Below are 22,950 nucleotides of genomic sequence, written 5' to 3'. Positions count from 1 at the left end.
TGATCGATTGCCTGCCGGATATCCCCGGCTGGATCGTCGGTGATAAAGGTTATGCCTCGCACGCGTTCCGCACTCTCATCCGGGATAGGGGCGCACGCCCAGCCATCCCACACAAACGCAACGAAGCGCCGGTTGCCTGCCCTGACTGGATCTACAACAATCGGTCTACCGTCGAGAACCTCTGGGCCAGATTGAAAGAATGGCGGGCTATTGCCACACGCTACGAAAAAACTGCCTGCTCCTTCCTCGGCATCCTCTGTCTCGCCGCAACCAATGAATGGATCAAGCGCTAACACACCCTAGCCAGAACGGGCATATTCCAATCGTGAATGAAGTAACTTGTTCTCGCAATATTGATCGTGCCAGTCCATTTCTTGTCGCCCTGATCGAGCGGCTGGGAGATAAAGCGAGAGCGTTTTACATCGCCTCTCTCTATGTCCTGTTCCCCCGGGGCCGTGTGATGAAAACCATTTTGATCGCGTCAGATAGGAACTACAGGTGGGTAGGGCAGAGAGGGCGCATTGCCGATCAATCTGTGGCGAGGTGCAATCGGGCTTTTTGCGCTGCGCTCGGCCTTGCCAGTGAATTTGATGGGGGATTTTCCCAATTTCAAAATCTGGGAACGGGCCCGGAACGATATCGATCGTATTGTCGAGATCTGGCGTGATTGTTTCAGCCGAGATGGCGGTCCGTTTCTTGTGGGTGAGTGGCCCACGGCTTCACTATGTATCCGCAGCGGTGAGGCACTTCCTCACCTGTCACGTCCCGCTCGATGCTGATTGCAGCGTCTTTTGCGAGCAGAGTGTCGCCAGGCCCGAAATGGTCGAATGGATCGATGCTGCGCGAGCCTAATGAAATAGAAAAGCTCGATGTTGAATTTTGAACTTTAATGCTGCCCTTAGGATACCATCGGGCTGAAGACGATTTTCGTCTATGGCCCGATGGTTTCAGGGAAGAGGCGGAGAGAGCGGCTGGTGCTCTCGGGTGATGCCCTTGCTAGCGAACAGTTCGCTTACAATTCCTGCATATACGGCATGACCTTGAAGATGTCCTTGTCGTTATATTTGCCGTATATTTTGACGTTTTCCTTGCCGAGCTGTCCCAGGATAAAGAAATCGCATTCTGGATTGATGCATTTCTTGAACAACGGGGCCATATGGTCCATGTCGACATTGGTGTCGAAAATATAAAGCGAAGGGCTTTGCCGCCACCAGGTCAGCGCATATTCCTCGACGATTTCCACGAGGTCTTCGTAGCGCCTTTTCTGATTGGGTTTACGGACGACATCATTGTCCTCGATCCTGAAATTCAGCCAATAGGCAATATTGCTCACGATAGATCCTCTGTTCGCTGCGCCGCTTCAGAGCCTCTCCTTTTTCGAAAAGGCTCCCTTCTTAAAAGTGGAGCAGATCGGACACATCCGAACATGCTCTGATTTTTCTGAGCGGAGCGTGTCCGGATAGGTCCGAAACGCTCTGGTTCTTTTGCAACACGTCAAGCCCAAAGCGCAGTGACGCTTCAGGCTCGAGATGCGACAATCAAGAATTGGTCCAGCTCAAGCAGTGTGGAAGACGCGCCGGAAGGTGAGATTTTTTCTGTTGCGGCTTCAGGCCGCCTGGCCTCTGGCAAGTGCGCCGGCGCGAATCGCATGGATATTCTGGCCGTAGTGTTCAGGGCCGCCCTTGAACACGGCTGAACCTGCGACCAGCGTATCGGCACCAGCCTCGACGACTTGCCGGGCGGTTTCGGGATTGATGCCGCCATCGACCTCGATACGGATCGGCCGCTCGCCGATCATGCGTTTTAGCCCCGCGACTTTGTCGATGGCTGCAGGAATGAAAGCCTGTCCTCCGAAACCCGGATTGACTGACATTACCAGGACGAGGTCGATCAGATCGAGCACATGCGCGACCGTGTCGATCGGCGTCGCCGGATTGAGTACGACACCCGCCTGTTTGCCGAGCGCCTTGATCGCCTGCAATGAGCCGTGCAGGTGCGGGCCAGTCTCGACATGGATCGAGATGAGGTCAGCGCCCGCTTCGGCAAAGGCGGTAAGAAAAGGATCGCAGGGAGCAATCATGAGATGTACGTCGAAAGGGATCGACGTATGCGGACGCAGCGCCGCGACGACGGCCGGCCCGATGGTGATATTGGGCACGAAATGGCCGTCCATGACATCGACATGCACCCAATCGGCGCCGGCAGCGGCAATAGCGCGCACTTCCTCGCCGAGCTTGGCGAAATCCGCCGAGAGGATCGAGGGAGCTATTACAAGGGAATTCATTGCGCCTCCGGGGCGGCTCGTTTGTTGCCGCGATCGATCAATCATGGGATAGTGCAAGAGTCGGCCCAATGCAAAGCGACATGGGAAAGAGCGACGTGGAAAGCCATAGGCCTTTCCAGGACGTCGTTTATAATATTCTCTTGGATATTGGTCGTTGGCAGAGTTGGGCGCCCTCGGCCCGGGCTGCATTCTTGGGTGCGGCAGCTTTTGCGATGCTCGAACGATTTGGCATAAGCAAGCGTATTTTCAAGCACTTTAAATTGTGTCGCGATTCACCTTGAAGCAGAAATAGTCTGGGCCCGATGATTTGGCCGACCAGAAACGAGCAGCCTCTTTGCTACGGCCTCGAACAGTCAGCAATGCGAACAATCGATTCGTGCGATCTTTTTTAAGGTGGGACAAGGAGTTTTTATGATGAGTTTGAATTCATCTTCTGCGTTGAACGCTCAGGCACAGGTGCCTTTATGGGCACGTATCCTTTTGGGTGTCGTGTTCATCGTTGCCGGTTTTTTCATTCTTGGCGATGTCATCGTCGCGACACTCATCAGCACTGTTATCATCGGTGCTTGTGCCATTGTCGCGGGTGTCTATGAAGTCTTTCACGCCTTCTGGACGAAGGGCTGGGGTGGCTTTTTCTGGCATATCATTCTTGGTATACTTTACGTCATCGGCGGCGTGATGCTCGTCACGCAACCGGTCGCAGGATCTTTGGTCCTCACCTATGTCCTCGGTGTGGTGCTGCTGGTTTCCGGTTTCGTACGGCTCTACCTCGGCACCATCTTCTGGTCCCAGTTTGGCTGGCCTCTGGCCTTATCCGGCATATTTGGCGTGATCGCCGGACTTATCATTCTGTTCGGCTGGCCAGTCAGTGGCCTCTTCGTTCTTGGTTATCTGCTCGGGTTCGATATGCTTTTCCAGGGGGTCGGCTGGCTGCTCCTGGCCTTGCAGCCTCGCCCAGGCAACGCGACTGCCTGACGAGGGGGCGCTTCCCAAGCTCATTGATCCCAACTGTCGAGATCAATGAAGTCCGGCTTGAAAGCCGTTGCCTCGCAGTCATGGGGAACCCGGTATCAATGATCATCCTCATTGATACCGGATATCATACAAAGCTTAAGGGCATGCTCACCAAGACATGATGGCAAAGAAGGAACATGCACCGCTAATCGCGGCGCATGTTTTCAGAGATGCATGCGCTTGAAGAGGGATTCCGGGATCACGGCAATAATCGCGCTCACCAGACACCAGATCGATTTTGCGTAAACGACGTCACGCCGGTGCGTGACCGCGGCGCGATAGACGGATTGCGCGACCTGGCGTGGCTCGGCCGTCAGGAACCTGGGCAACGAGACGTTTTCGATCGGACCAGTCCGCACGAAACCAGGTTTCACGGTTACGACCCGTATTTCGGAATTGCCGAAGCGATTACGCAGTCCTGAGAGAAAGGCATTCAACCCGGCTTTGGCTGCTCCGTAGACGTAATTGCGCGCGCATCCACGGTCGCCGGCCACTGAACTCACGCCAATGAGAACACCGGAATTTCTCGCAGTGAATTTCTCAGCGAAGAGGCCGAGCAGGAGCGCCGGACTCTCGAAATTCGCACGCATGATCATGCTTGAATAATCGAGGTCACTTTCCGCTTTATGCTGATCACCGGTGCATTCTTCTGCAGTCAGGACGATATCCGGCAGGACGGGCAATTGCGCGATGAAATCGGTAAAAGTCTCCGTCTTGAGAATGTCGAGCGAATGCAGGGAAACTGCGGCGCCGCTGCGTGCTTTGATGTCATCCGCCTCGCGCGCCAGGCTTTCCGCATCGTTGCCGGCAAGCAGAATTGTATATCCCGCTTCCGCAAACCGTAAGGCGCAGGCGCGGCCGATATCGGATGTGCCGCCGATCACCAGCAGGGATTGCGGATCGGTCGGGGAGTTTTCAGGAAGATGTGCCAAATCGAACCGCCCCAATGATCGTTAAAGTTCGGTGGCGGAGATCCTCTCGGGGGCGAGCAGGATTCCGGGTTTAATAATGGGTGACGCCGGGTGGTAGCCGCGGCGGCTCTGAAGCCTTTTTGTGGAACCGTTCGGATTCCTCCAAACGGTTTCAAAGCGGAATAGGTTCGGATCGACGCGTATCCCGCTTTTCCCAATTCTCCTATGCGGAGCTCTGTCTCTTGCTTTCGCAAAGAGATGTCAGAGACCCAGGCGTTCGGACATGCGGGAGGTCAGAAGCGAATCGGGATCGACCTTGGCACGAATCGCGCGGAAGCGTTCGAGACCCGGATAGCCTGCCACGAGAGTTTGTGGCGACTGACGGGCATCCTTGGCGAGATAGATTCTTCCGCCTGCCTTGATGACAAGGGCGTCGATCTCGTCGAGGAATTCGAATAATCCGCGATCGATCGAAAGATCGAGCGACAATGTATAACCGGGGCTCGGAAAAGACAGCAGACCGGATGAGGCGGGGCCCAGTTTCTTGAGGCTCGCAAGGAACGAAGCATTTCCCCGCACCGCGAAGCGGCGCAATATTTCGGCGAGGACAGTTGGCGCCTTCTCATTCGGAATAAGGGATTGATGCTGAATGAAGCCGCGTTTGCCGTAAATGCGGTTCCATTCGATCAGGCCGTCGAGCGGGCAGAAAAACGTATCGATCCCTTTGAGGAGCGGAACGCCGGCGGTCAAAGCGCCCTTGCGATATTGCAGGGCGTTGAAGGCTGCAACACTCAGGCGATTGAGCGTGAAGGACGGAAACTCGAGGGGCAGGGTGAGAGTATCGACGCTCGGCTGGGGAAAAAGATCGGCGCCGGGCTTTAATTCCTCGACGACGATCGGTCTTGCATGTTCGCCGAGATGGACAAGAGAACGGCCGAGCGACTTGCCGGTCGAAAGACAATCGATCCAGGCGGAACTATAGGCTGCTTCGGTGTGGTTCGACAGAAGGTCGAGCGCTGCCTCGAGATTGGGGGCGACGATCGTTTCTTCCTGGATCCAGCCGCTTGGTACGTTGATCAGGGGGAAGGTCGCGTCGAGTATCGTGCCTGTCAGCCCCATGCCGCCGATGGTGGCATCGAACAGATCCCGATTCTCTTCTTTCGAGCAGAAAACCACTTCTCCCGAGGGAAGTGCCAGATGCAGCGATTGAACATGGTTGCCGAAACTGCCGACCCGGTAATGGTTCTTGCCGTGCACGTCGGCGGCGATCATGCCGCCGATCGTGGCGAATTTCGTGCCCGGAACGACCGGCGGGAAATAGCCTTTGGGCAAATAGGTCGCGATGACGTCGGCGAGAAGGACACCGGCTTCGACGGTCAGGAGATGCGTCTCGGGGTCGAACGCACCAAATCGATTGAGGCCAAGCATCGAGATGCTGGCTCTCGACCCGATCGCCGCATCGCCGTAGGAGCGGCCATTGCCGCGAGCGATGTAATGCGCGAGTTTCTGTTCGATCGCCAGAACCTCGGCCTTGGTCGCGGGTGCGAAGAGAGTGGAATCGAAGCGCGGATAACGGGCCCAGCCGCTCAGTTCCATGAGGTCGCCTTATTCTTGAAAATGCACAGGTGCGGCCGGGCAGATCGTCGGCGAAATCGCCTGCTGCGAGACCAATGACGGCTTCTGTATATTTGCCGCTTTCGGTTTTGCCAATCAAAAGGAAGAGAACGGATGGCCGTGCTGGTGTCTGACACCCTTCCTCATTTGGACGTATGAGCGACCATTTTTTTCGAAGAGCCGGTTTCCAGGACCTCATCCAGAATCTGGTCGAGGTTCGCCCGAAAACTTGCATTGGAATAACGGGTTTCGACCTTGTGACGGCCATTCGCGCCCATCCGAAGCGAGCTCTCTTTATCGCTCAGAATGCGTTCGAGGCGATCTGCCACCATCTCGATATTTTCCGGATCGACGGCGAAACCGTCGACGCCATCGTCGATCAATTCCTTCGGGGCCCCGACATCGGCGCAAATGACCGGCACGCCATATTGCCAGGCTTCAAGATAGACGATGCCGAACCCTTCCTTCGTCGAGGGCATGATGAAGACGGATGCACGTTCATAGGCGGAAGCGAGTTCCGTGTCGGAGAGGCGTCCGAGAAAATGAATCTGATGATCGATTTTGAGCTCGCGGGCGAGCGCCTCGAGTTCCGGCCGAAGGTCGCCGTCGCCGACGATCTCATAGCGTACCTGCGGCAGGCGTTCGGAGAAGAGGGCGACGGCCCTGATAACCTTGTCGAAATTCTTCGCACGATCGACGCGATTGAGGCGGGCGACACTGAGAATCGTCGGAGTGCCGGCGGGTTTTCCTAGGGAAGCAGCAGGGAGGGTGGCAGGCGTCTCGGCACTATCGACCGCATTAGGCAGCAACCTGAATTTGCTTTTCGGAACGCGAAATTCGCGCGCCATTATATCAGCGGTAAATTGGCTCACCGAGGCGACCCGCGTGAGGCATTTTACCAGCAGAGGCTCGTACCACTTTCTTCTTCGAAAAGTGGGGAGATTCCAGACCTCGATGCCATGGACGAACAAAATGATCGGCATGCGCGGACGCAGGCAGTGGATGAGTGCGGCAAGCGGCAACAAATTAATATGTGCAATGAGCAGGACATCGCCCTTGGTAACAGCAGTCCAGAGCGTTTTGAATGCGAAGACGCGGTTCCGCTCGGAAGTATGGATGGTCATGCCTTCAATATTTGGCGGGACTGTCGCGCGATCCTCGTAAAACAAACCGATTGCCTCGGTTGAGGTCCGCTTGTCCTGTGCCCGCGCGGCAAGGTTCCTGACGAGGCGGCGGTTGAATTGCTGTAATCCGCCGATCTTTGAATAGGTGGCAAGGCCGGAGAGAATCACACGTGTCCGGTTATCGGTGGAAAACGGAAACACCATTGCCATGTTCTAAATCCAAAACCCGAAGTTCCACAAAGATGGCTTCTCGGCGAGAGGGAGAATATCGATGGTTCTGCCTTAACGGTGCCGAGAGCATTTTCCGATAAGGTTGAATCGCTTCGCGGTTCCATCATCCTAAAAATGCCCCGTTTTTTGAGTGGAGCGTTTCCGGATAATTCCGAAACGCTCTAGCGCGCGATGTTCTCGCTGGGAGAATCTTGCGTCATGACGGTCTGCGGGCGACGGGGATAGCGCTGCAAAAGGGCATAGGCCGTGACGAAGATCATGCCCCAATGCACGCTCATCAGCGCCACCGCGGTCCCGGTCAGACTGAAATATTGAACGAGTACATAACACAAGACAATGCCAATACAGCTTAGCGTGGCGAAACTATAGGAGACCGAAATATGCTGGTTGACCGCGCTGAGAGGCGTAAACAAAGCCGACCAGACCATTTCCGCGAAGACTGATAGGACGAGCAGCGTGAAGAATGGCTGAGGGGCCTTGACGATGTCATTCGTCCAATAATCCATGACGATCCCGCCAAAGGTTTCCATAATGATGACATAGGCGATCGCGCCGGCGATGGTCAGAGCAAAGTGGATTTTGATGAAATGGAGGAATCGTTCCATTTCCTTCAACCCGTAAATGCGGGAATATTCGGGAATCACCGAGAAATTGAGAATATTCGAGGCGGAGGTCCCAAGGCGCGCCAGGGTTCGCGACGTTGAAAATATCACGACCTGGGTGACGGGAGCGAGCGCCCCGAGGACGATGACCGGCCCCTGTATCATGAGGGCCTGCGCGATGGAAACGAACATATAGCTGACGGAGGGATTGAAGAGACGTTTGATCTCATCGCGAGAGGCATGTTTCCACCCGAGCACGAGATACGAGGCAAGTCCACGCAGACGGAGAAACAGGAAGGCGTTGAAAACCAGGCGGTTGATAAGAATGGCGATTGCGGCGGCAATGAGATCTCCGCCGAGCAACGCGGTCATGCCGGTCGCGATGCCCTCGCAAAGGCGGCCGAGCGCATTCCAGCTCGTTTCTTCTGCGGGCTTGCCTTCTGAACGCATGCCCCCGGAAAAAAGCAGGAAATATTGGTAGAAGATGACGGTGGTGATGAGGATCAGCAAGACCATCTTGGCGGTCTGCTCGTCGACATCACCGAGATTGAAAAGGCCTCCGATCCGGATCGAGAAAACGAGCAGCACGGCGAGAGAAATCACCATGATGACAACCATGTTCAACAGCATGAAGACGCTTTGATAGATTGTCAGTGCGCCTGACCGGTCGCCTGATGCGACCTTCATCGTCATTTCGTTCTTTGCGATGAATGTGAAACCGAAATCGCTGAAGGTCAGATAAGTGGGTATGGCGGCGAGCAGCAGCCAGGTACCATAATGCTCTTTGCCCCAGGCATGCAGCAGGACCGGGACGAGCAGGATCTGAACGCCGATCGTGACGCATTGATTAAAGATCTGCGCACCGAAATTCGAGGCGAGCCGTTGAAAAGAGCGCGACCCAACGAGTTGACCAATCATATCCGAAACTCTGCCACCGTTCGAACCTGTTCTCAGGTTATGTAAGAAAGCCCTTGAACAGACAGAAACTTTTCGTTCCGGTTGTGCAGGACGAGATCCCAGAATTTGCCTTATGCCTTGCAGTCGCGGAGGCAAGCCTCAATGAGTCATATTCATCGAGACTTAGTATACCTGAATTCCGCTGGAATTCGGGCTCTGTTCTTATAAATCATTTTATTCCAATGATTTATAAGAGTGTGCCACCTTATTCCTTCGGGATAGTGGTATATTAAAACATCAAACCCAAGAGCAGATGCCGCTTCCAGGTTTGATGCGTTTACAAAACAGGGAGCATGGCTTGTGATTCCAATTCGTCGAACCCTGTTTTGACGTAAAAATCACCGCCCTTTTCGCTTGCCGTCATGACGGGGCGATTACGCCGTGACGAAGCGGCTGCTTCCAGCAAGTATGCATCGGGTGTGCGCCAATCTGCAGGCTGGCTTCGACCATATTGTGGCAAACCGTGATTGCATGGAGGCAGCGGATTTGAATCTTTGATCAGCCGATCGGCATGCGCGAGAGCAAACTACATGAACACGAGATCATAAGTCTCGCGCTGATCGTCTTGCGGATTGCCTTCGATGCCGAAAGGAGAAAACACGCCGTCAGGGTGATAGGCTTTGGGAACAAGAAATCTCAGCCATGCGGAATGGCCTCATGAGCGTGTGGAATATCGCGCTGGGTCGCTTGCGCGAAGACGTAAATCTGGCGCAGCGTGACGCGCAATCTTTCGAGGTTGGAAGTATTGGCGCCCGTTCGGAGAGCCAACGCGTCGCGGAAGCGGCCTTTTGCCAGTCCATGCTTTGGAGGCACCAAAGCGGAAGAGCAAATTTTTCACGTCATCGCTTGACCGCAATGATTTCAAGGTCAAGGCTGGCGCTGCCTTTTTGCATAGTACGGCCGGTCTCTGATCCAGCAGTCTACAGAAATTCTTTACGATGGCGGCCAGAGCACACAAGCGGGAGCTCCGATCATCACCAACGCCTGATCATTTGGGGAAAGCCAGTCAGATTTTCCGCATGGATGGTTCACCCGCAAGATATTCCTCATCGCCGATAAAATATTGATAAAATCGACTGAGACATATGTCGCGGCCAAAAAGCTGCGCCAGCTTGCGTCCATCACCGAGATTTGGAAGATCTTCCCCTTCCGCGAGTTTACGGATGGCATCAGCCATTCCCTTCGAGTCACCGGCAGGAACGAGCAAGGCGGTGCCAAGGAGAACATCATGCAGTTCCGTCCCGGCATCCGCCGTGACAAGAAGCTGTTTGCCACTGGCCAGCATGCCCCCCAGCTTTGAAGGCAACACCAGATCCGCGGTTCCCTGGCTCTGCGGGAGCACGTGGAGATTGGCGAGATTCAGCAATTCGCAAAGGCGCTCTTCCGGCTGCAGGGGCAGGAAATGCACATTCGGCAGATCGCCGTAACGCTGTTGCAACGATGCTTTGACAGGTCCGTCGCCAGCAATGACGAAATGGATCTTGGGATTTTCGAGCAGCATGCGGGCCGCGTCGAGAACGATATGAAGCGCTTGTTTGGCTCCAACATTGCCCGCGTAAAGAACGATGAAATCATCGTCGCCGAGACCAAGTTCCTTCCTGAAACCGTTGCCACCTTCAAGAGGCTTGATCTTGCTGAGATCGACCCAGTTCCGAACGATATCGATGCGCTCGGGTTGAACCCCCTTGGTAACAAGCCGCTTTTTCATTTGAACGGAAATGGTAATCAGACCGTCGAAACGGCGCAGAATCCAAGTTTCGATCTTGCCAGCCAGATTGAGTACCATACCACCTTTGAGGTGGCCGACGGCGAAAGCAGCATCGATTTCCAGATCTTGTACATGAAGCACGACGCGCGAACCCACGAGCTTTCCGAGGAGAGCTGCCGGGGCGACGAATAATGTCGGTTCGACGCAAAGAACCAGAGTGGGGCGATGAAAGAAAATATGCCAGAGCGCGAGAGGCATTGAGGTTATGGCGAAAGACAGCGGCGCAAGAAGGCGCCAGATGCCGCGCATGTTCTTACGCAGAAGAATGGGGCAGCGCAGTACCGAGACCTTCCCGACCTTCTCGGATGAATAACCTTGCCCTTTATGAGACTTCGGAACATGCCATCCGGGATAATGAGGCGGAGTCGTGATGACTGTGACCGCATGACCCTGAGCCGCGAGATGCCCTCCGATTTCGCCGGTATAGCGTCCAACCCCGATCATTTCCGGAGCGTAATTCATACCATAAATCAGAACCTCCGATTTATCATATTCGCCAGCGGGTGATGAGGGCGGGAGTGAGGATATCGGTGGCATGGACTTCCATATTCTTACTGGGAAGAGCGGTTATGAGACGGCATGGCCCGTTAATAACCTGTCCTGTCATTGATGTCTCGACCCGAGGCCGGGACGAAACACCCATTTGTACCAAGTCTCACTGATCCCAACCTGTCGGGATCAATGAGGTTCGACTTCAAGTTCGCAACCCCGCAGACGCAGAGAGCAAAGTCTCAATGAGCCATGCTCACTGGGGCTTGTATTCCTCTAATTGCGCTGACCACTTGTGCCGTAATGGAACAGTTCGGCACATGTTGAGGCGGTGGCATCCACAGGCAATCGCAGCAGCGTGGCGTATAAAGCCAGTCTACGATCTTTCTTTCTTCTTTTTTATTAACATACAATTGCGCATGGAACAGAGCAGATTATTTCGGAATTCACCAGGCGCAACAGCTAAGCATTAGCTGTATGTATATTGTTCTGGATATACTTTCATGTGCAAATATTTGTTTCAAGTTAGCAGAATTATAATCATGACTATATGGCGACAATATGTTGCTAACTTCACAAAAAATTGGTTTCTCCCTGTGATTACTGAGCTCGCCAGCGGGTTTCTCGGTGGGTGGCGGCCATCCTCATTCATACCCAGGATGGGGCTAAGCATCGACTGGATTTCTGTCACTCGCGTGAGAGCGGGCCATTCTTGAATGTCCCACATAATCGAGAGTTCTCTGAAAGATCCGATAGGATAGAGTGTCCGGCCAGACTAGAACGCCCCATGGTTGCGGTTGTAATCGATACATCCAAGTCGAGAGCAATTGCCGCTCTCCTTTTGTTCCGCACGAATATCGATTGATGAACATGCCCTCCTTGCATCAATGAAGTGGCGGTGACCTTCTAGCCATGGTCTTGCATTGCAAATGCCGTTATCGAATTTCCTGGGAAGAAGGAAAAAAATCCTGGATGACGAGAGGATACAGGCAGAGTGAATTGAAGATTGGCGGACGATACCGAGATGAGGTTGGCATCACCGCCTTGCATCGGCAAGATGCTGCCTCCCAATGTGTTAGGTTTCTCAAGCTCTTGGTGTTAGTCTCAGGGAGACATGAGTGAAATCCGACTATTCGGGTAAGCCTCTTCCAAGGAAGAAGCATATCAATATATTTATTTAGTATATAACGATATAACCAAGCACGAAGTCAATCATTAAAACCAAGTCTGCGTAATAATGAGGCTTGCTCATCGCAGTGAAGAAATCGAAGCGCGTTTGCTGTCGACCGCGCCGATCAGTTTTGGCAGGCTGCAACCATTCTCCGTTTGCAGAGTGCCTGTTGATCCCTGGCGAAGGAGGCTTCTATCAATAAAAGAGAAAATATTCTCGATAGGCTCCCATTGAGCGACGCTTCCAACGGAAGCGCAATTTTCTAGCGATTGAGTCCACGCGAGATGGTGATGCTTGCACCAAAGGTCACTGATCACAAAAGCTGTGATCAGCCAGATGGGCGTCAATGCTGCTGGTGCCGGGGAAGGGCGAAAGCACGTTAAAAAACAGGAGTGTTCTAAAGCCGTTTTTAATCGTGCACGGACCCAATGCAAACCGACCTCACGCTACGTTTGCGAGCATATCAGGCAAATGATGCAGCTGATGGCTAGGGAGCAACCACGGCTCGACCGACAAGATTGGCGCGGGTAATGGCGCCACCAGCGATTGGCGATTCCACCGAATAGGCGGTGAGAGCCACATGGTTGACAAAGGACAGGAACTTGTCGATTTCGTAAGATTGGGCGTTGGCGACGAAGAGAATATCCTGATTGCGCAACTGCATGCGCGTCGCGAGGAAATATCCGCCAGGATCACGCAAATTGACGGTAAAGATCACTGGCACGAGTTCATCATGAATATTGCTGAGATCCACACCCAGGCGTTGCGCTACGCTCCGAGGCTCTCTTCGATAGAGATAGACTGATGTTGAATCTGCCTGCTGATCGACGAGGCCGGCCGCTTTGGCGACACCTTCTGCGAGGTTGATACGCCAGGCATCGAACGCGAATTGCCCTTGCGTGCCTGTCGCGCCGAACGCAATAAACTTCTGTTGCTCGCGATAGACGTATATGCGGTCGCCAGGCTGCACGAATATATTATTCGACGCATTCATGACCAGATTTTCAAACGGGACTGTTGCCCTTTTGTGGTCACGTTCAAGCATGACCCAGCTTTCATAGCCCTGGCCCTTGATGCCGCCGGCGCGGGTAATGGCGTCGAGTATGCGGTCACCAGCACCGGCCGCAGGCATGGCGAAACGCAAAGGCGTGTTGACTTCACCGATCACGCTGATGAGCGAGGTGCGCTGCTGCGAAAGCGCGACCACCGCTTGCGGCTCGATCGCCCTGTTTTTGATTCGCGTTACAATATCGTTTTGAATCTGGACATTGGTTCGGCCCGCGGCCTTGATCGCACCGGCGTAAGGGACCGTGATATTGCCGTCATTATCGACGACCTGATCAGGGAGAGAAACGAAATTGCCAGGCCGCACGCCCGCTTCAAGAGGAATGTACAGGCCGCCTGCTGCGGCCTCGAAAATCGTGACACTTACGACGTCGCCAATGCCGAATTTGATATTGGATGACGGTTTTCGATCGGTGAATGTGCCCGCAAGCCCCTTTGGCTCGAAGGCTGCCAGAACATCGACCACTTCGGGGGAAAGTTTGACAAGCCCATAGGGAACAGTCGGCGATGATTGCGCATCAATATTGGCGGAGGACGGACCGTTCACCGGAAAGAAGGAACAGCCGCCGGCCGGAAGAAGAGAAAGCGCAAGGCCGGTTAAAGCAACCCATCGAAACGCCGACATAACCAACCCCAATTGTAAAGCTCGAGACTCATAACGCGTTGTGATCGCGGGAGCTACCCCATGCTTACGCGATCACTTGTCTATTCGGCTAAATAATCAGCCGGTTGTGGCGGAGCTGCCACAGCGGATAGCTGAAAACGATAAGGATTCTTTAAAACAAATGGAAGAGATAAAGAGATTATTTTCCTTGTTAACTATAAGTCGTACATTGCTTGGTACGAATTATACCGAGTAATAATGCTCAAGCATAGAGCATTCTCACGCTTTTTGCGTCCTTCGATAATGTCACTCAAATCGAAAATACTCGAGGACGCGATATTATGTCTCGCAACTTTTCCGTCAGGAAAGGGAAAAACTCAAAAGGACCCGATGGTAAGGCTTTGCGAGGGAGAAATTCTGCTCCGCAGACAGAACTATCTCCTTGTGTTGCGCAGGATCATCAGGAAGTGGGAGGGGCTGGAAGCTTTCCTTGTCGGCACATAAGCGCCTGGCGTCGTGCCAAGGGCTCCCATTAGAGCATTCGAAGTTCGAGCGAGATTGTCCGTGAAATTCTAACTCTTTGCAGACTCTCAAAATTTACCCCAAAGTGGCGTCTCTCTTCGGGTCTGATGTTAGATAACGCCCTGACAGTATCGAGGCGAAGGATGGAAGCCACTTTCCAGAAGTAATTCAGGCCTTTACCAAAAAGTGATCATTGCCCGTGAGTCCGATTTCCCGGGCGATGCAGCATCTTAGTAAGCCCGGTTCCGTAAAACTTCGAAACAGGTGCGGATCAGGATGCTGATGTCAAAAGCCAGAGACCAGTGATTGATGTACCAGAGGTCCAGCTTGACCCTTTCCACCATTTGCTCGAGGCGTCCCGTTTCTCCGCGAAGTCCATTGACCTGTGCCCATCCCGTCATCCCGGGCTTGACGTGATGCCGGAAGGCATATTTCGCGATGAGGGTTTTATATTCATTGTCATGGGCAAGGGCGTGTGGTCTTGGACCGACGAGCGACATGTCCCCCTTGAGGACATTGATGAGTTGCGGCAATTCATCAATGCTGGAACGCCGCAGGAAGGCGCCGACGCGGGTCACACGCTGGTCGTTGCGCTGTGCCTGGCGCACGACCGCCCCATCTTCCATGACCGTCATGGTCCGGAATTTATAAATAAGGAAGATGCGGGAATTGAAGCCGTTGCGCCGTTGCTTGAAGATGATCGGCCCGGAACTGTCGAGTTTGATGGCAAGGGCTGTGACGAGAAACACCGGTGAAAGCAGCAGAATGGCGATGCTGGCAGCGACGATATCGAGAGATCGTTTGGCGGCCCGCTCAGTTGTGGTCAAAGGAGCGCGCTGCAGTTCCAGACAGACGTCGGGGCGTCCCGTCGCAATCCCGCGCCGTCCGAGAATCGACCGGATATTGTGATCCGGCAGAAGCGTGACCGGCAAAGGTGAGATCCGAAGACGGTCGCGAACCGTTTCGAGCAGAGGCCGGCTGCTCCATTTCAGGGCGACGACGAATTCCTCGGCATCGAGATCGCGCGCAGCATTGAGGGCCTGATCGAAATAGGTGTTCTCTCCTGACGCATTGGCGCGTACGTCGCCAACTTCTGTCAAGGCAATACGGGCGACTTCCTTCAATCCGAAATAGCGGAAGAGATAGGAACCGCTTAACCGCTGCAACTCGCTGCTTTCGCCGATCGTCACGACGCGACGCCCCGCCAGACGACCGGTAGCGACCATCGAACGGGTGATTTTCTCTTCGACGAAGCGCGCTCCGATCAGCAGACTGATCTGCAAAAGTCCCATGCAGATGATCGATCCGCGGGAAATATTATTGCCGACTTTGAGGAGAAATAGGCCCGCCGCGACGAAAAGGCCGACAGCTATCCAATAGAAAAGGATGCGGGTGAGGTGGCGCCATGGGGAAAGCAGGACAGGAAGACGATAAAGCCCGTGCGATCGCGCGACATAGGCGTAGAGAAGACTGTTGGTGACGCCGATGCTGAAGCTGGCCTCTACCCCTTCAACGGCACCATAGGCGATATATTGATAAAATGCACCACCAGCTACACTCGCAAGGATGATAAACAGAATGTCGACGACGGCTGCGAGCCATTCAATATTCTGATAAGAAATATTGATGTGTTGGGTAATCCAGGACCCTTGTGCGGCATGAGAATCCGGGTCCGTCATTTCGCTTACACGGCCGAAATACATGTAGCTGAGTCCACTTCTGTTTCGATAGGGGTTCATAGCATTAATGGATCAGACCCTCAAGCACGTCGGACTTCGCTTTCGACTATGGCCTTGAATGCGGGACAGGAGCGATCCGATCGTCGAAATCTACGCGGGCGTTACGCGAAATGATCTGAGAAACGATCGATCTGGCCGTCTATGATTTTGTGAAACCGCATGAAATTCGTCCGAAATGCGTGAGGTGACGGGTGTCGATCGGAAATGCGCCCGACAGACTTGCTGCCGGATCGGAATATAATCTGTGGTGCTAAGGCAAGTGAATATCTTTGACTTTCCTCGGCCGAATGGGACGCTAATAATATTTCTCATAACTTCGCTACATTTTATATAATTGTAAAGTAGGATAGGTGGCAATATTGGATGGTTCTACGCTATTTTGAGCTTGAAACGGCAATAAGGGAGCAGCGATGCGCCGGTGCTTATCTATCTAAAATGCCTGGGCATGAGCCGATGTCTCTCCGAAATACCCATGGCCCCCAATTGGGTGCGGTCAATCAGTGTTAAAGGACATCTCCATGATCATTATGTGCTTTTCTGAAGCCCGAGCGTAGCCATTGTTTTTGTTCAAATGAAGAAAATTTTATACATAATCTTGATGGGCATCGTTCAACGAGGATTGGGCGCGTCACGCTCTATCAGGCAAAATTGTCGACGGTGCGCACTATTTCGCAAATAAAATCAAATAGTTCTGTAAATTAAATCCTCTCTCGATTGGATCTGGCCGGATATTCAAGGAGCGTCGCGAATATTTGATGGCGAATGTTGATAATTCATATGCCTTGACCCGGGAACGATCGGAAGCCCAATGGCCATGATCGTGCAGAGATCCTGTTGTCTTTCCTGACCGGGCCGGTCGCCCGTGTTGCAGAGTTTGATATGAGCTGGATCGGGAAAGTCCATCTCGCCTCTCGATTCTGGAACTCTTGAATCATGTTGATTGGCTGCGAAAGAGCAAATCAACATGGCTTCTTTCGCTCATGCCAGCATGGGGCGCCTAGGCCCGTCGTGTGCTTTCGCTCTCAAGGACGCCGATTGGTAAGAGTAGGATCAGCTGACCCTGATTCGAGAGCCTGATCTCACCAGAACACAAAGAGGATTGTTTAGGACATTCTCCTTTTCGATGGAGGCTGTTGAGCCAAGCCCTATGGTCCCTTGATATATTCGAGGGGAAGGGCTGGCTGCACGTTCTGTAGCAGCGAGGGTTGGCAATTGTGGGGGAGGGCCGGAGCGCCGAGCCTTATATTCTTTGCAAGTAAAGAAGCTCACACCTATGAATCCCCGCAAAGAATCGGGCATTTATGTCGTTTTTCACCTCGCGTGATATTATTCTGTGAAAAGGGCGGTGCGGCTTCATCCGCAGAAAGTTTTATTTTTTGGCGGAAACATTGAAATGATTCACCGCTTTTTCTTGACGTTTTTCATCGCATGCGTTGCAATAGATCCTCCAACGGTGCATGCTCAGGTACCGGGAATGGATGAGACATTCGGCAAGGTGGGATCAAACCCGGTGCATCCGGCTAAGATTCCTGCCGGCTGGAAGCTCATCCATCCACGTTACGCCGATCGCGAACGGCGTAGCGCGGCGATCATCCGTGCCCCGGATGTTCTTCGGTCCGATCTTGATTTCGCGGGTTTTATGTTGCGTTGCGGGACGCCTGTGGAAGCGGTGGTTGTTGTGGTCTCGCCCTTTCCGCCGGGAGCGCGACCAAAAGTCCGCTTGCAAGGGGGGGCGTTTTCATCCACCTTGAGCGGTACGGTGATTTCCGGGGGAGCTGGCGTGCTTCTTCCGGTTGAAGTGGGGCTTGCCGACAATTTATTGAGGGCGGGCCCGGTGCTCGATCTGGAGATCGAGACGGATAAAAAAGTAATAAAAGGATCCGTCAATTTGACGGGTCTGGGGGAAGCGTTGAATCAACTCGATGTTGCTTGCCGGGAATAATAGAGAAACGTCCAGCCGGCCAGTTCATCGAGACACCTCGTATAAAAACAAATAAGCGCACTTTCAAAACACGCGCTTAAAAATGAGATTACCAGGGAGGTTTGGAATGATCATGCTGATTGTTGCGACTATTCTCGTTGGCATCATACTCGGGCGCTTTTTTAAAGTGCTCGTCCTGCTTCCGTCCTATGGCGCGATCACCATGCTGTGTCTGGCCGCGGCGCCTTTGTGGCGAGCCGACGAGCTTCAATTGAGCACAGCTCTGTTCCTGTGCCTGTTCGCCTTACAATCCGGCTATGTGATTGGGCTCTTGAGTGCGCCTGCCAAGAAGAATGTTCCATTCGTCGGAGAAGGGCTTGTCACTATGCCTGTGCGCGAGTGCTGATACCAGGCCGGGCTTAGATTAATCTCATCCATCCAAATTTACACAGAATTGGCTCGACTTTTCCAGAACAGGGGAACAGCAGCGTTTCGGATCGATCCGAAACGCTGCGTCCAACAAAATCAGCGCATTTTCAAAGCAATGACATCGTGAAACGATTCACTGTCATCAGAAAAATGCTCGAACGCGAATTGAACCAGGATGCGGAAATTGACATCCCGGTACTTCTGTAGGCGCGTTGTTTTGCTGCTTTTCTGTGCCAAATCTCACTGCCTTTTGGTCCCGGCGACTGTGGGGCGGCAGTCCGCGAAACATTATGGATCACAAGACCTCATGATCCATGCAGTTTGGTATTCCCAAATTCCTGATCTATTCTTGCAAATCAATCGATTCCAATGATTTACAAGAGTACGCCGCCTTATTCCGGCGGAATGGTGGTATATAATGCGGGAACGCCTGTCGCTTGATTGGATGGACATCTTCTCCCAGCCTTGCGAGAGAGAAGATGGCTTGCAATCTTTAGGGGTGAGAGCGTGTCCGAGGAAGAATCGCTGCGTTGGTCGATCGTCGAAGCCTGCCGCAATATGAGGGGATTGGGTCTCAATCAGGGGACGGCCGGCAATATATCGCTGCGCTGGCAGGATGGGCTTTTGATCACGCCTTCCGGTATGGCTTACGAGGAGATGCAGGCGGAAGACATCGTTTTCATGACGTCGGAAGGGCGTTTCGCACCGGGGCAATTGCCCTCCTCCGAGTGGCGGATCCATTGTGACATTTTATCCGCGCGTCCGGACGTTCAGGCCGTCGTCCATGCGCATCCTCTCTATAGCACCGCCTTCGCCATCTGTCGCGAGACCATTCCGGCGGTTCATTATATGATTGCGGCAGCGGGCGGGCCGACGATCCGCTGCAGCGATTACGCGACCTTTGGCACTCAGGAACTCTCGGAAATGGCTTTGGTGGCCTTGCAGGACCGCAATTGCTGCTTATTGGCCAACCACGGTATTATCGCGACCGGGCCGAGCCTCTCCAAGGCCATGTGGCTTGCCGTTGAGGTTGAAACACTTTGCCATCAATATGCGATTGCCCGGCAGATTGGAACGCCACGTATCCTTTCCGACACGGAGATCGCCGTCAATGTCGAGAAGTTCCGCACTTACGGCCTACGCGAACGCTCCTGAACGCTTCAGCCTTAATCTTCCCTGAAATGTTTCGATAATTTCAGGCCCTGGCCCTGGTAATGTGCGCCTGCTGTTTGCCCATAGACGGAGAGCGGGGGCTCAGCCATTTTTTCATAGACGAGCCGTCCCACCACCTGCCCATTCTCGAGAATGAACGGGACCTCGCGGCTGCGGACTTCGAGAACCGCTCGCGCACCGGGAAGGTTGGAAATGGTATGGCCAAAACCCGGATCGAAAAATCCGGCGTAATGGACGCGAAATTCGCCCATTGCCGGGTCGATCGGCACCATTTCCGCTGCGAGATCGGGTGGGATGTGCATTTTCTCCTGGCTGGCGAGAATATAAAACTCGCCGGGATCGAGGATGAGGCGTTGATCCGCCCGTGCGGCAATCGGTTCCCAATAATCGGCGATCGCATAGGCGCCGACCCGATCGACATCGAGAATGTCGGTATGTTTCTGCGCGCGGTAACCGATGATGGGTCCCAATTGTTCGCTGCTCAGCGCGACGCGCAACACGAGCCCGTTGCGCAGATTCAAGGGGCCGTCGACCAGGGGCAGCATCTCATGGCGCTCGCGTAATTCTCTTTCGTCGAGAGAAAAGTCGTTGCGGTCGAGTTGCTGCGAGTTCAGCCGGCGAAAGCGGATTTGATTAAGCCGCGTGCCGCTGCGGACCCGGATGCTGAAACTGCGCGGCGAGACTTCGGCATAAAGAGGGCCTTCATAAGCGCGCGCGGCGCGATCGAAGACCTCGCTGCGGTCGGTGATCAGGCGGGTGAAAATATCCAGACGGCCGGTCGAGCTTTTCGGATTGGCGATAGCGGAAATGCTTTCCGGCAGTTTGAGCGATTCGAGAAGCGGAATAATATAGACGCAGCCGCGCTCGAGAACGGCGCCATCGCCTTCGAGATCAATGGCTTCGGGGTTGAGATTGGCGAGCTGGCCTTCGACGGTCCTCTCCCGGCCTGGAAGAAAGCTCGCTCGGATGCGATAGGCGCGCGTGCCGAGCCGCAAATCGAGGCTGGCGGGCTGGATCTGGCCGGCGTCGAGTTCTGGCCCGACGATCATGCCTCGGCGTATCATCACTTCGATCTTTTGCCGTGGCAGAAGCCCGAATTGCGAGCCGAATTCACCAGGTCCGCCAGCTCCTTCCGAACGCAGATTCGCTGTATCAGAACGCGGGTCTGCGCTTGTGAGGGAAGGGGCTTGGGCGGTCATGATGGTTCCTGCGGCATTTGGACCGAATTTCCAAACGCTGGACTTGAGATGGGATGCAGGCGCCAGTAAGCACATCTGAAGCTTTTTTTTCAAGTTTCAAGGCTACGGTTAAGGCTAAAGCCATCGAGGAGGCTTTTCATGCAGGACAATAAGCCACCGCGCGACCCGCAGGATTGGCGGCCGGCGACCCGCCTCGTTCATGGCGGAACCATGCGATCCCAATTCGGCGAGACATCCGAAGCGCTGTTTCTGACCCAGGGTTATGTCTACCCCTCGATGGAGGCGGCGGAAGCCCGTTTCAAGGGCGATGAGCCGGGTTTCGTTTATTCACGCTACAACAATCCCACCAATGCCATGTTCGAGGAGCGCATGGCCCTGCTCGAAGGCGCCGAAACCGCGCGCGGTACCGCGAGCGGCATGGCGGCGGTAACGGCCGCGCTGCTTGCTCCCCTCAAGGCCGGCGATCATGTCGTGGCCTCGCGTGCCCTGTTCGGCTCCTGCCTTTATATCGTCCAGGAATTGCTGCCGCGCTACGGGATTGCCACGACGCTTGTGGATGGCAAGGATCTCAATGCCTGGAAGGCAGCGTTGCAGCCGCAGACGCAGACGCTGTTTCTGGAAAGCCCGACCAATCCTGGCCTCGAAGTCTATGATATCGCGGCCATTGCGGGCATCGCCCATGATTATGGCGCACGCCTTGTCGTCGATAATGCCTTTGCCTCCCCCATCCTGCAGAAACCGTTGCAGCTCGGCGCCGATTGCGTGGTCTATTCTGCCACGAAACATATCGACGGGCAGGGGCGTTGCCTTGGTGGCGTCGTGCTGTCGACGCGTGAGTTTATCGAGACGCATATCCAGACCTATCTGCGCCAGACCGGGCCGGCTCTGTCGCCCTTCAATGCCTGGGTCATGCTGAAATCCCTGGAAACGCTGCCGCTGCGGGTCAATCAGCAGATGGCCAATGCCGGCAGGATTGCCGATTTCCTCGCCAATCATCCGCTCGTCTCACGCTGTACCTATCCGGGTCGGGCCGATCACCCCCAGGCCGAAATCGTCCGCCGTCAGATGGCGGGTGGTGGCACATTGGTCGCATTCGATCTCGCCGGTGGCAAACCCGCCGCATTCGCTTTCGCCAATGCTCTGTCGATCATCAAGATTTCGAACAATCTCGGCGATGCCAAGAGCCTTATCACCCATCCGGCGACGACGACCCACCAGCGTTTGACACCCGAGGCACGCGCCGAGATGGGCATTGGCGATGGCATGTTGCGCCTGTCGGTCGGACTCGAAGATGCCGAGGATCTTCTCGCCGATCTCGGCGCTGCGCTTGCCGTGCTCGAAAGCAAGCCGATGGCTGCTGAATGAAGCCATCACTCACGCGTTTGGCCCCGTTTTTGCCCTATCGATCTGGGGATGATAGTGTTGAGCTTCTCCCCAGGCTTCTCAAGGGAAGCGGCCGTAGGCTCCGGTACCAAACTGAAATGTCGAACTTGGTTTTGGTTTGATGCTATCGCGGCCGGACTATCGCCCAAGCGGGAATATCGCCGATGAATTCGTTCGGTGGAGCGATGGTCCTGCTTCTCTCATCCCCCGGCGCGCTTGTCGGCGGGGGGAATGTGGGGATCGGGAGCGGAATCGCTGCTTCCTTCTGAAGCTTTTCCTCAACGAGGACCTTGTGTTACCCTGTCTCTGAACTGACGGTAGATCTGAAACCATGTACAGCGCCATTACCCGAGACATCCAAATCACCGTCCTGACGGAATTCGTGCCGGAACGTTCCGATGCGGATGAAGCATCGTTTTTCTGGGCCTATACGGTGGAAATCGCCAACAAGGGCGAGCTGACGGTCCAATTGACCGCGCGGCACTGGAAAATCACCGATGGCAATGGCAAGCTTGAGGAAGTGCAGGGGCCCGGCATCGTCGGTGAACAGCCGGTGCTGAAACCGGGAGAAACCTTCCGCTACACCTCTGGCTGCCCGCTCTCCACGCCTTCCGGCATCATGACCGGCAGCTATCGCATGGTGACGGAAAAGGGTGATGTGTTCGAGGCCGAGATCCCGGTCTTTTCGCTGGATTCTCCCTTTTCGCGGCAGGTTCTCAACTGATCATTGAGGTCTGTTGCGGCCAAGCG

At 54.3% G+C, this 22,950-nt stretch carries 18 protein-coding genes and 1 pseudogene; 8 read left to right on the top strand and 11 right to left on the bottom strand.

Annotation, left to right across the window (positions count from 1 at the left end):
* Together DL88_RS08590 and DL88_RS21050 are read left to right on the top strand one after the other, a co-directional pair.
* On the top strand, positions 1-293 hold a 293-nt coding region (locus DL88_RS08590), incomplete at its 5' end, for an IS5/IS1182 family transposase (protein ID WP_034994642.1).
* A gap of 211 nt (positions 294-504) precedes the next feature.
* Positions 505-716 (top strand): annotated as a pseudogene (locus DL88_RS21050) (glutathione S-transferase family protein); the annotation flags it as partial.
* 296 nt (positions 717-1,012) lie between these two features.
* On the opposite strand, the gene DL88_RS08585 reads toward DL88_RS21050, so the two are convergent.
* On the bottom strand, positions 1,013-1,333 hold the full coding sequence (locus DL88_RS08585) for a hypothetical protein (RefSeq protein WP_034994640.1): 321 nt from the start codon (positions 1,331-1,333) through the stop codon (positions 1,013-1,015).
* A 273-nt stretch (positions 1,334-1,606) separates the two neighbouring features.
* The gene (rpe, locus tag DL88_RS08580; protein ID WP_034994638.1) at positions 1,607-2,284 is read right to left on the bottom strand and encodes a ribulose-phosphate 3-epimerase; all 678 of its coding nucleotides are present in this window, start codon (positions 2,282-2,284) and stop codon (positions 1,607-1,609) included.
* A gap of 411 nt (positions 2,285-2,695) precedes the next feature.
* On the opposite strand from rpe, the gene DL88_RS08570 reads away from it, so the two are divergent.
* A complete protein-coding gene (locus tag DL88_RS08570; RefSeq protein WP_034994635.1) occupies positions 2,696-3,259 on the top strand; it encodes an HdeD family acid-resistance protein in 564 nt (187 codons plus the stop codon).
* Between the two features lie 203 nt (positions 3,260-3,462).
* Here the strand turns inward: DL88_RS08570 and DL88_RS08565 are convergent, their stop codons facing one another.
* The 8 genes from DL88_RS08565 to DL88_RS08530 form a co-directional block, all read right to left on the bottom strand.
* On the bottom strand, positions 3,463-4,230 hold the full coding sequence (locus DL88_RS08565; protein ID WP_051955770.1) for an SDR family oxidoreductase: 768 nt from the start codon (positions 4,228-4,230) through the stop codon (positions 3,463-3,465).
* Positions 4,231-4,470: 240 nt separating this feature from the next.
* Complete coding sequence (locus tag DL88_RS08560) at positions 4,471-5,805, bottom strand: FAD-binding oxidoreductase (protein ID WP_034994634.1); 1,335 nt, start codon at positions 5,803-5,805, stop codon at positions 4,471-4,473.
* Between the two features lie 161 nt (positions 5,806-5,966).
* Positions 5,967-7,157 carry a glycosyltransferase family 4 protein gene (locus tag DL88_RS08555; protein WP_034994632.1) on the bottom strand — a complete coding sequence of 397 codons (1,191 nt, stop codon included), beginning with the start codon at positions 7,155-7,157 and terminating at the stop codon, positions 5,967-5,969.
* A 182-nt stretch (positions 7,158-7,339) separates the two neighbouring features.
* Positions 7,340-8,698: a lipopolysaccharide biosynthesis protein gene (locus DL88_RS08550; RefSeq protein ID WP_051955757.1), complete on the bottom strand. Its 1,359-nt coding sequence runs from the start codon at positions 8,696-8,698 to the stop codon at positions 7,340-7,342.
* Positions 8,699-9,373: 675 nt separating this feature from the next.
* Complete coding sequence (locus DL88_RS20940) at positions 9,374-9,505, bottom strand: hypothetical protein (protein WP_280949199.1); 132 nt, start codon at positions 9,503-9,505, stop codon at positions 9,374-9,376.
* Between the two features lie 238 nt (positions 9,506-9,743).
* The gene (locus DL88_RS08545) at positions 9,744-10,967 is read right to left on the bottom strand and encodes a WcaI family glycosyltransferase (protein ID WP_210165288.1); all 1,224 of its coding nucleotides are present in this window, start codon (positions 10,965-10,967) and stop codon (positions 9,744-9,746) included.
* Between the two features lie 1,685 nt (positions 10,968-12,652).
* Positions 12,653-13,855, bottom strand: a complete 1,203-nt coding sequence (locus tag DL88_RS08540; RefSeq protein ID WP_034994631.1) for a polysaccharide biosynthesis/export family protein — start codon at positions 13,853-13,855, stop codon at positions 12,653-12,655.
* Between the two features lie 731 nt (positions 13,856-14,586).
* Positions 14,587-16,059, bottom strand: a complete 1,473-nt coding sequence (locus DL88_RS08530; RefSeq protein ID WP_034994629.1) for an undecaprenyl-phosphate glucose phosphotransferase — start codon at positions 16,057-16,059, stop codon at positions 14,587-14,589.
* Positions 16,060-17,428: 1,369 nt separating this feature from the next.
* Here DL88_RS08530 and DL88_RS19330 point away from each other — a divergent pair.
* The 3 genes from DL88_RS19330 to DL88_RS08515 all read left to right on the top strand — a co-directional run bounded on the left by DL88_RS19330 (position 17,429) and on the right by DL88_RS08515 (position 19,600).
* Entirely contained in the window at positions 17,429-18,037 is a 609-nt protein-coding gene (locus DL88_RS19330) for a hypothetical protein (RefSeq protein WP_156971006.1), read from the top strand.
* Between the two features lie 106 nt (positions 18,038-18,143).
* Complete coding sequence (locus tag DL88_RS08520) at positions 18,144-18,422, top strand: hypothetical protein (protein ID WP_034994627.1); 279 nt, start codon at positions 18,144-18,146, stop codon at positions 18,420-18,422.
* A gap of 530 nt (positions 18,423-18,952) precedes the next feature.
* Positions 18,953-19,600 (top strand): class II aldolase/adducin family protein, encoded by a 648-nt coding sequence (locus DL88_RS08515; RefSeq protein WP_034994626.1) that lies wholly within the window; start codon positions 18,953-18,955, stop codon positions 19,598-19,600.
* An 11-nt stretch (positions 19,601-19,611) separates the two neighbouring features.
* Here DL88_RS08515 and DL88_RS08510 read toward each other — a convergent pair whose 3' ends face one another.
* On the bottom strand, positions 19,612-20,817 hold the full coding sequence (locus tag DL88_RS08510; protein ID WP_034994625.1) for a 2'-deoxycytidine 5'-triphosphate deaminase: 1,206 nt from the start codon (positions 20,815-20,817) through the stop codon (positions 19,612-19,614).
* Between the two features lie 138 nt (positions 20,818-20,955).
* On the opposite strand from DL88_RS08510, the gene DL88_RS08505 reads away from it, so the two are divergent.
* Both DL88_RS08505 and apaG read left to right on the top strand, forming a co-directional pair.
* Positions 20,956-22,182, top strand: coding sequence for an O-succinylhomoserine sulfhydrylase (locus DL88_RS08505; protein WP_034994624.1), 1,227 nt, complete (start codon positions 20,956-20,958; stop codon positions 22,180-22,182).
* Positions 22,183-22,531: 349 nt separating this feature from the next.
* On the top strand, positions 22,532-22,924 hold the full coding sequence (gene apaG / locus DL88_RS08500; protein ID WP_034994621.1) for a Co2+/Mg2+ efflux facilitator ApaG/CorD: 393 nt from the start codon (positions 22,532-22,534) through the stop codon (positions 22,922-22,924).
* Positions 22,925-22,950 lie beyond the last annotated feature (26 nt).

The organism is Beijerinckia mobilis, assembly GCF_000745425.1.
In the GTDB taxonomy this organism is placed as follows: domain Bacteria; phylum Pseudomonadota; class Alphaproteobacteria; order Rhizobiales; family Beijerinckiaceae; genus Beijerinckia; species Beijerinckia mobilis.
Note: the sequence above shows the minus strand (reverse complement) of the source record. Positions and strands in the feature narration are given on the sequence as shown.

Coding starts and splice junctions, on each gene's coding strand:
- rpe (WP_034994638.1), bottom strand. CDS start 2,284: ATGAATTCCCTTGTAATAGCTCCCTCGATCCTCTCGGCGGATTTCGCC.
- DL88_RS08570 (WP_034994635.1), top strand. CDS start 2,696: ATGATGAGTTTGAATTCATCTTCTGCGTTGAACGCTCAGGCACAGGTG.
- DL88_RS08560 (WP_034994634.1), bottom strand. CDS start 5,805: ATGGAACTGAGCGGCTGGGCCCGTTATCCGCGCTTCGATTCCACTCTC.
- DL88_RS08555 (WP_034994632.1), bottom strand. CDS start 7,157: ATGGCAATGGTGTTTCCGTTTTCCACCGATAACCGGACACGTGTGATT.
- DL88_RS08550 (WP_051955757.1), bottom strand. CDS start 8,698: ATGATTGGTCAACTCGTTGGGTCGCGCTCTTTTCAACGGCTCGCCTCG.
- DL88_RS08545 (WP_210165288.1), bottom strand. CDS start 10,967: ATGAATTACGCTCCGGAAATGATCGGGGTTGGACGCTATACCGGCGAA.
- DL88_RS08540 (WP_034994631.1), bottom strand. CDS start 13,855: ATGTCGGCGTTTCGATGGGTTGCTTTAACCGGCCTTGCGCTTTCTCTT.
- DL88_RS08530 (WP_034994629.1), bottom strand. CDS start 16,059: ATGTATTTCGGCCGTGTAAGCGAAATGACGGACCCGGATTCTCATGCC.
- DL88_RS08520 (WP_034994627.1), top strand. CDS start 18,144: ATGATCATGCTGATTGTTGCGACTATTCTCGTTGGCATCATACTCGGG.
- DL88_RS08510 (WP_034994625.1), bottom strand. CDS start 20,817: ATGACCGCCCAAGCCCCTTCCCTCACAAGCGCAGACCCGCGTTCTGAT.
- DL88_RS08505 (WP_034994624.1), top strand. CDS start 20,956: ATGCAGGACAATAAGCCACCGCGCGACCCGCAGGATTGGCGGCCGGCG.
- apaG (WP_034994621.1), top strand. CDS start 22,532: ATGTACAGCGCCATTACCCGAGACATCCAAATCACCGTCCTGACGGAA.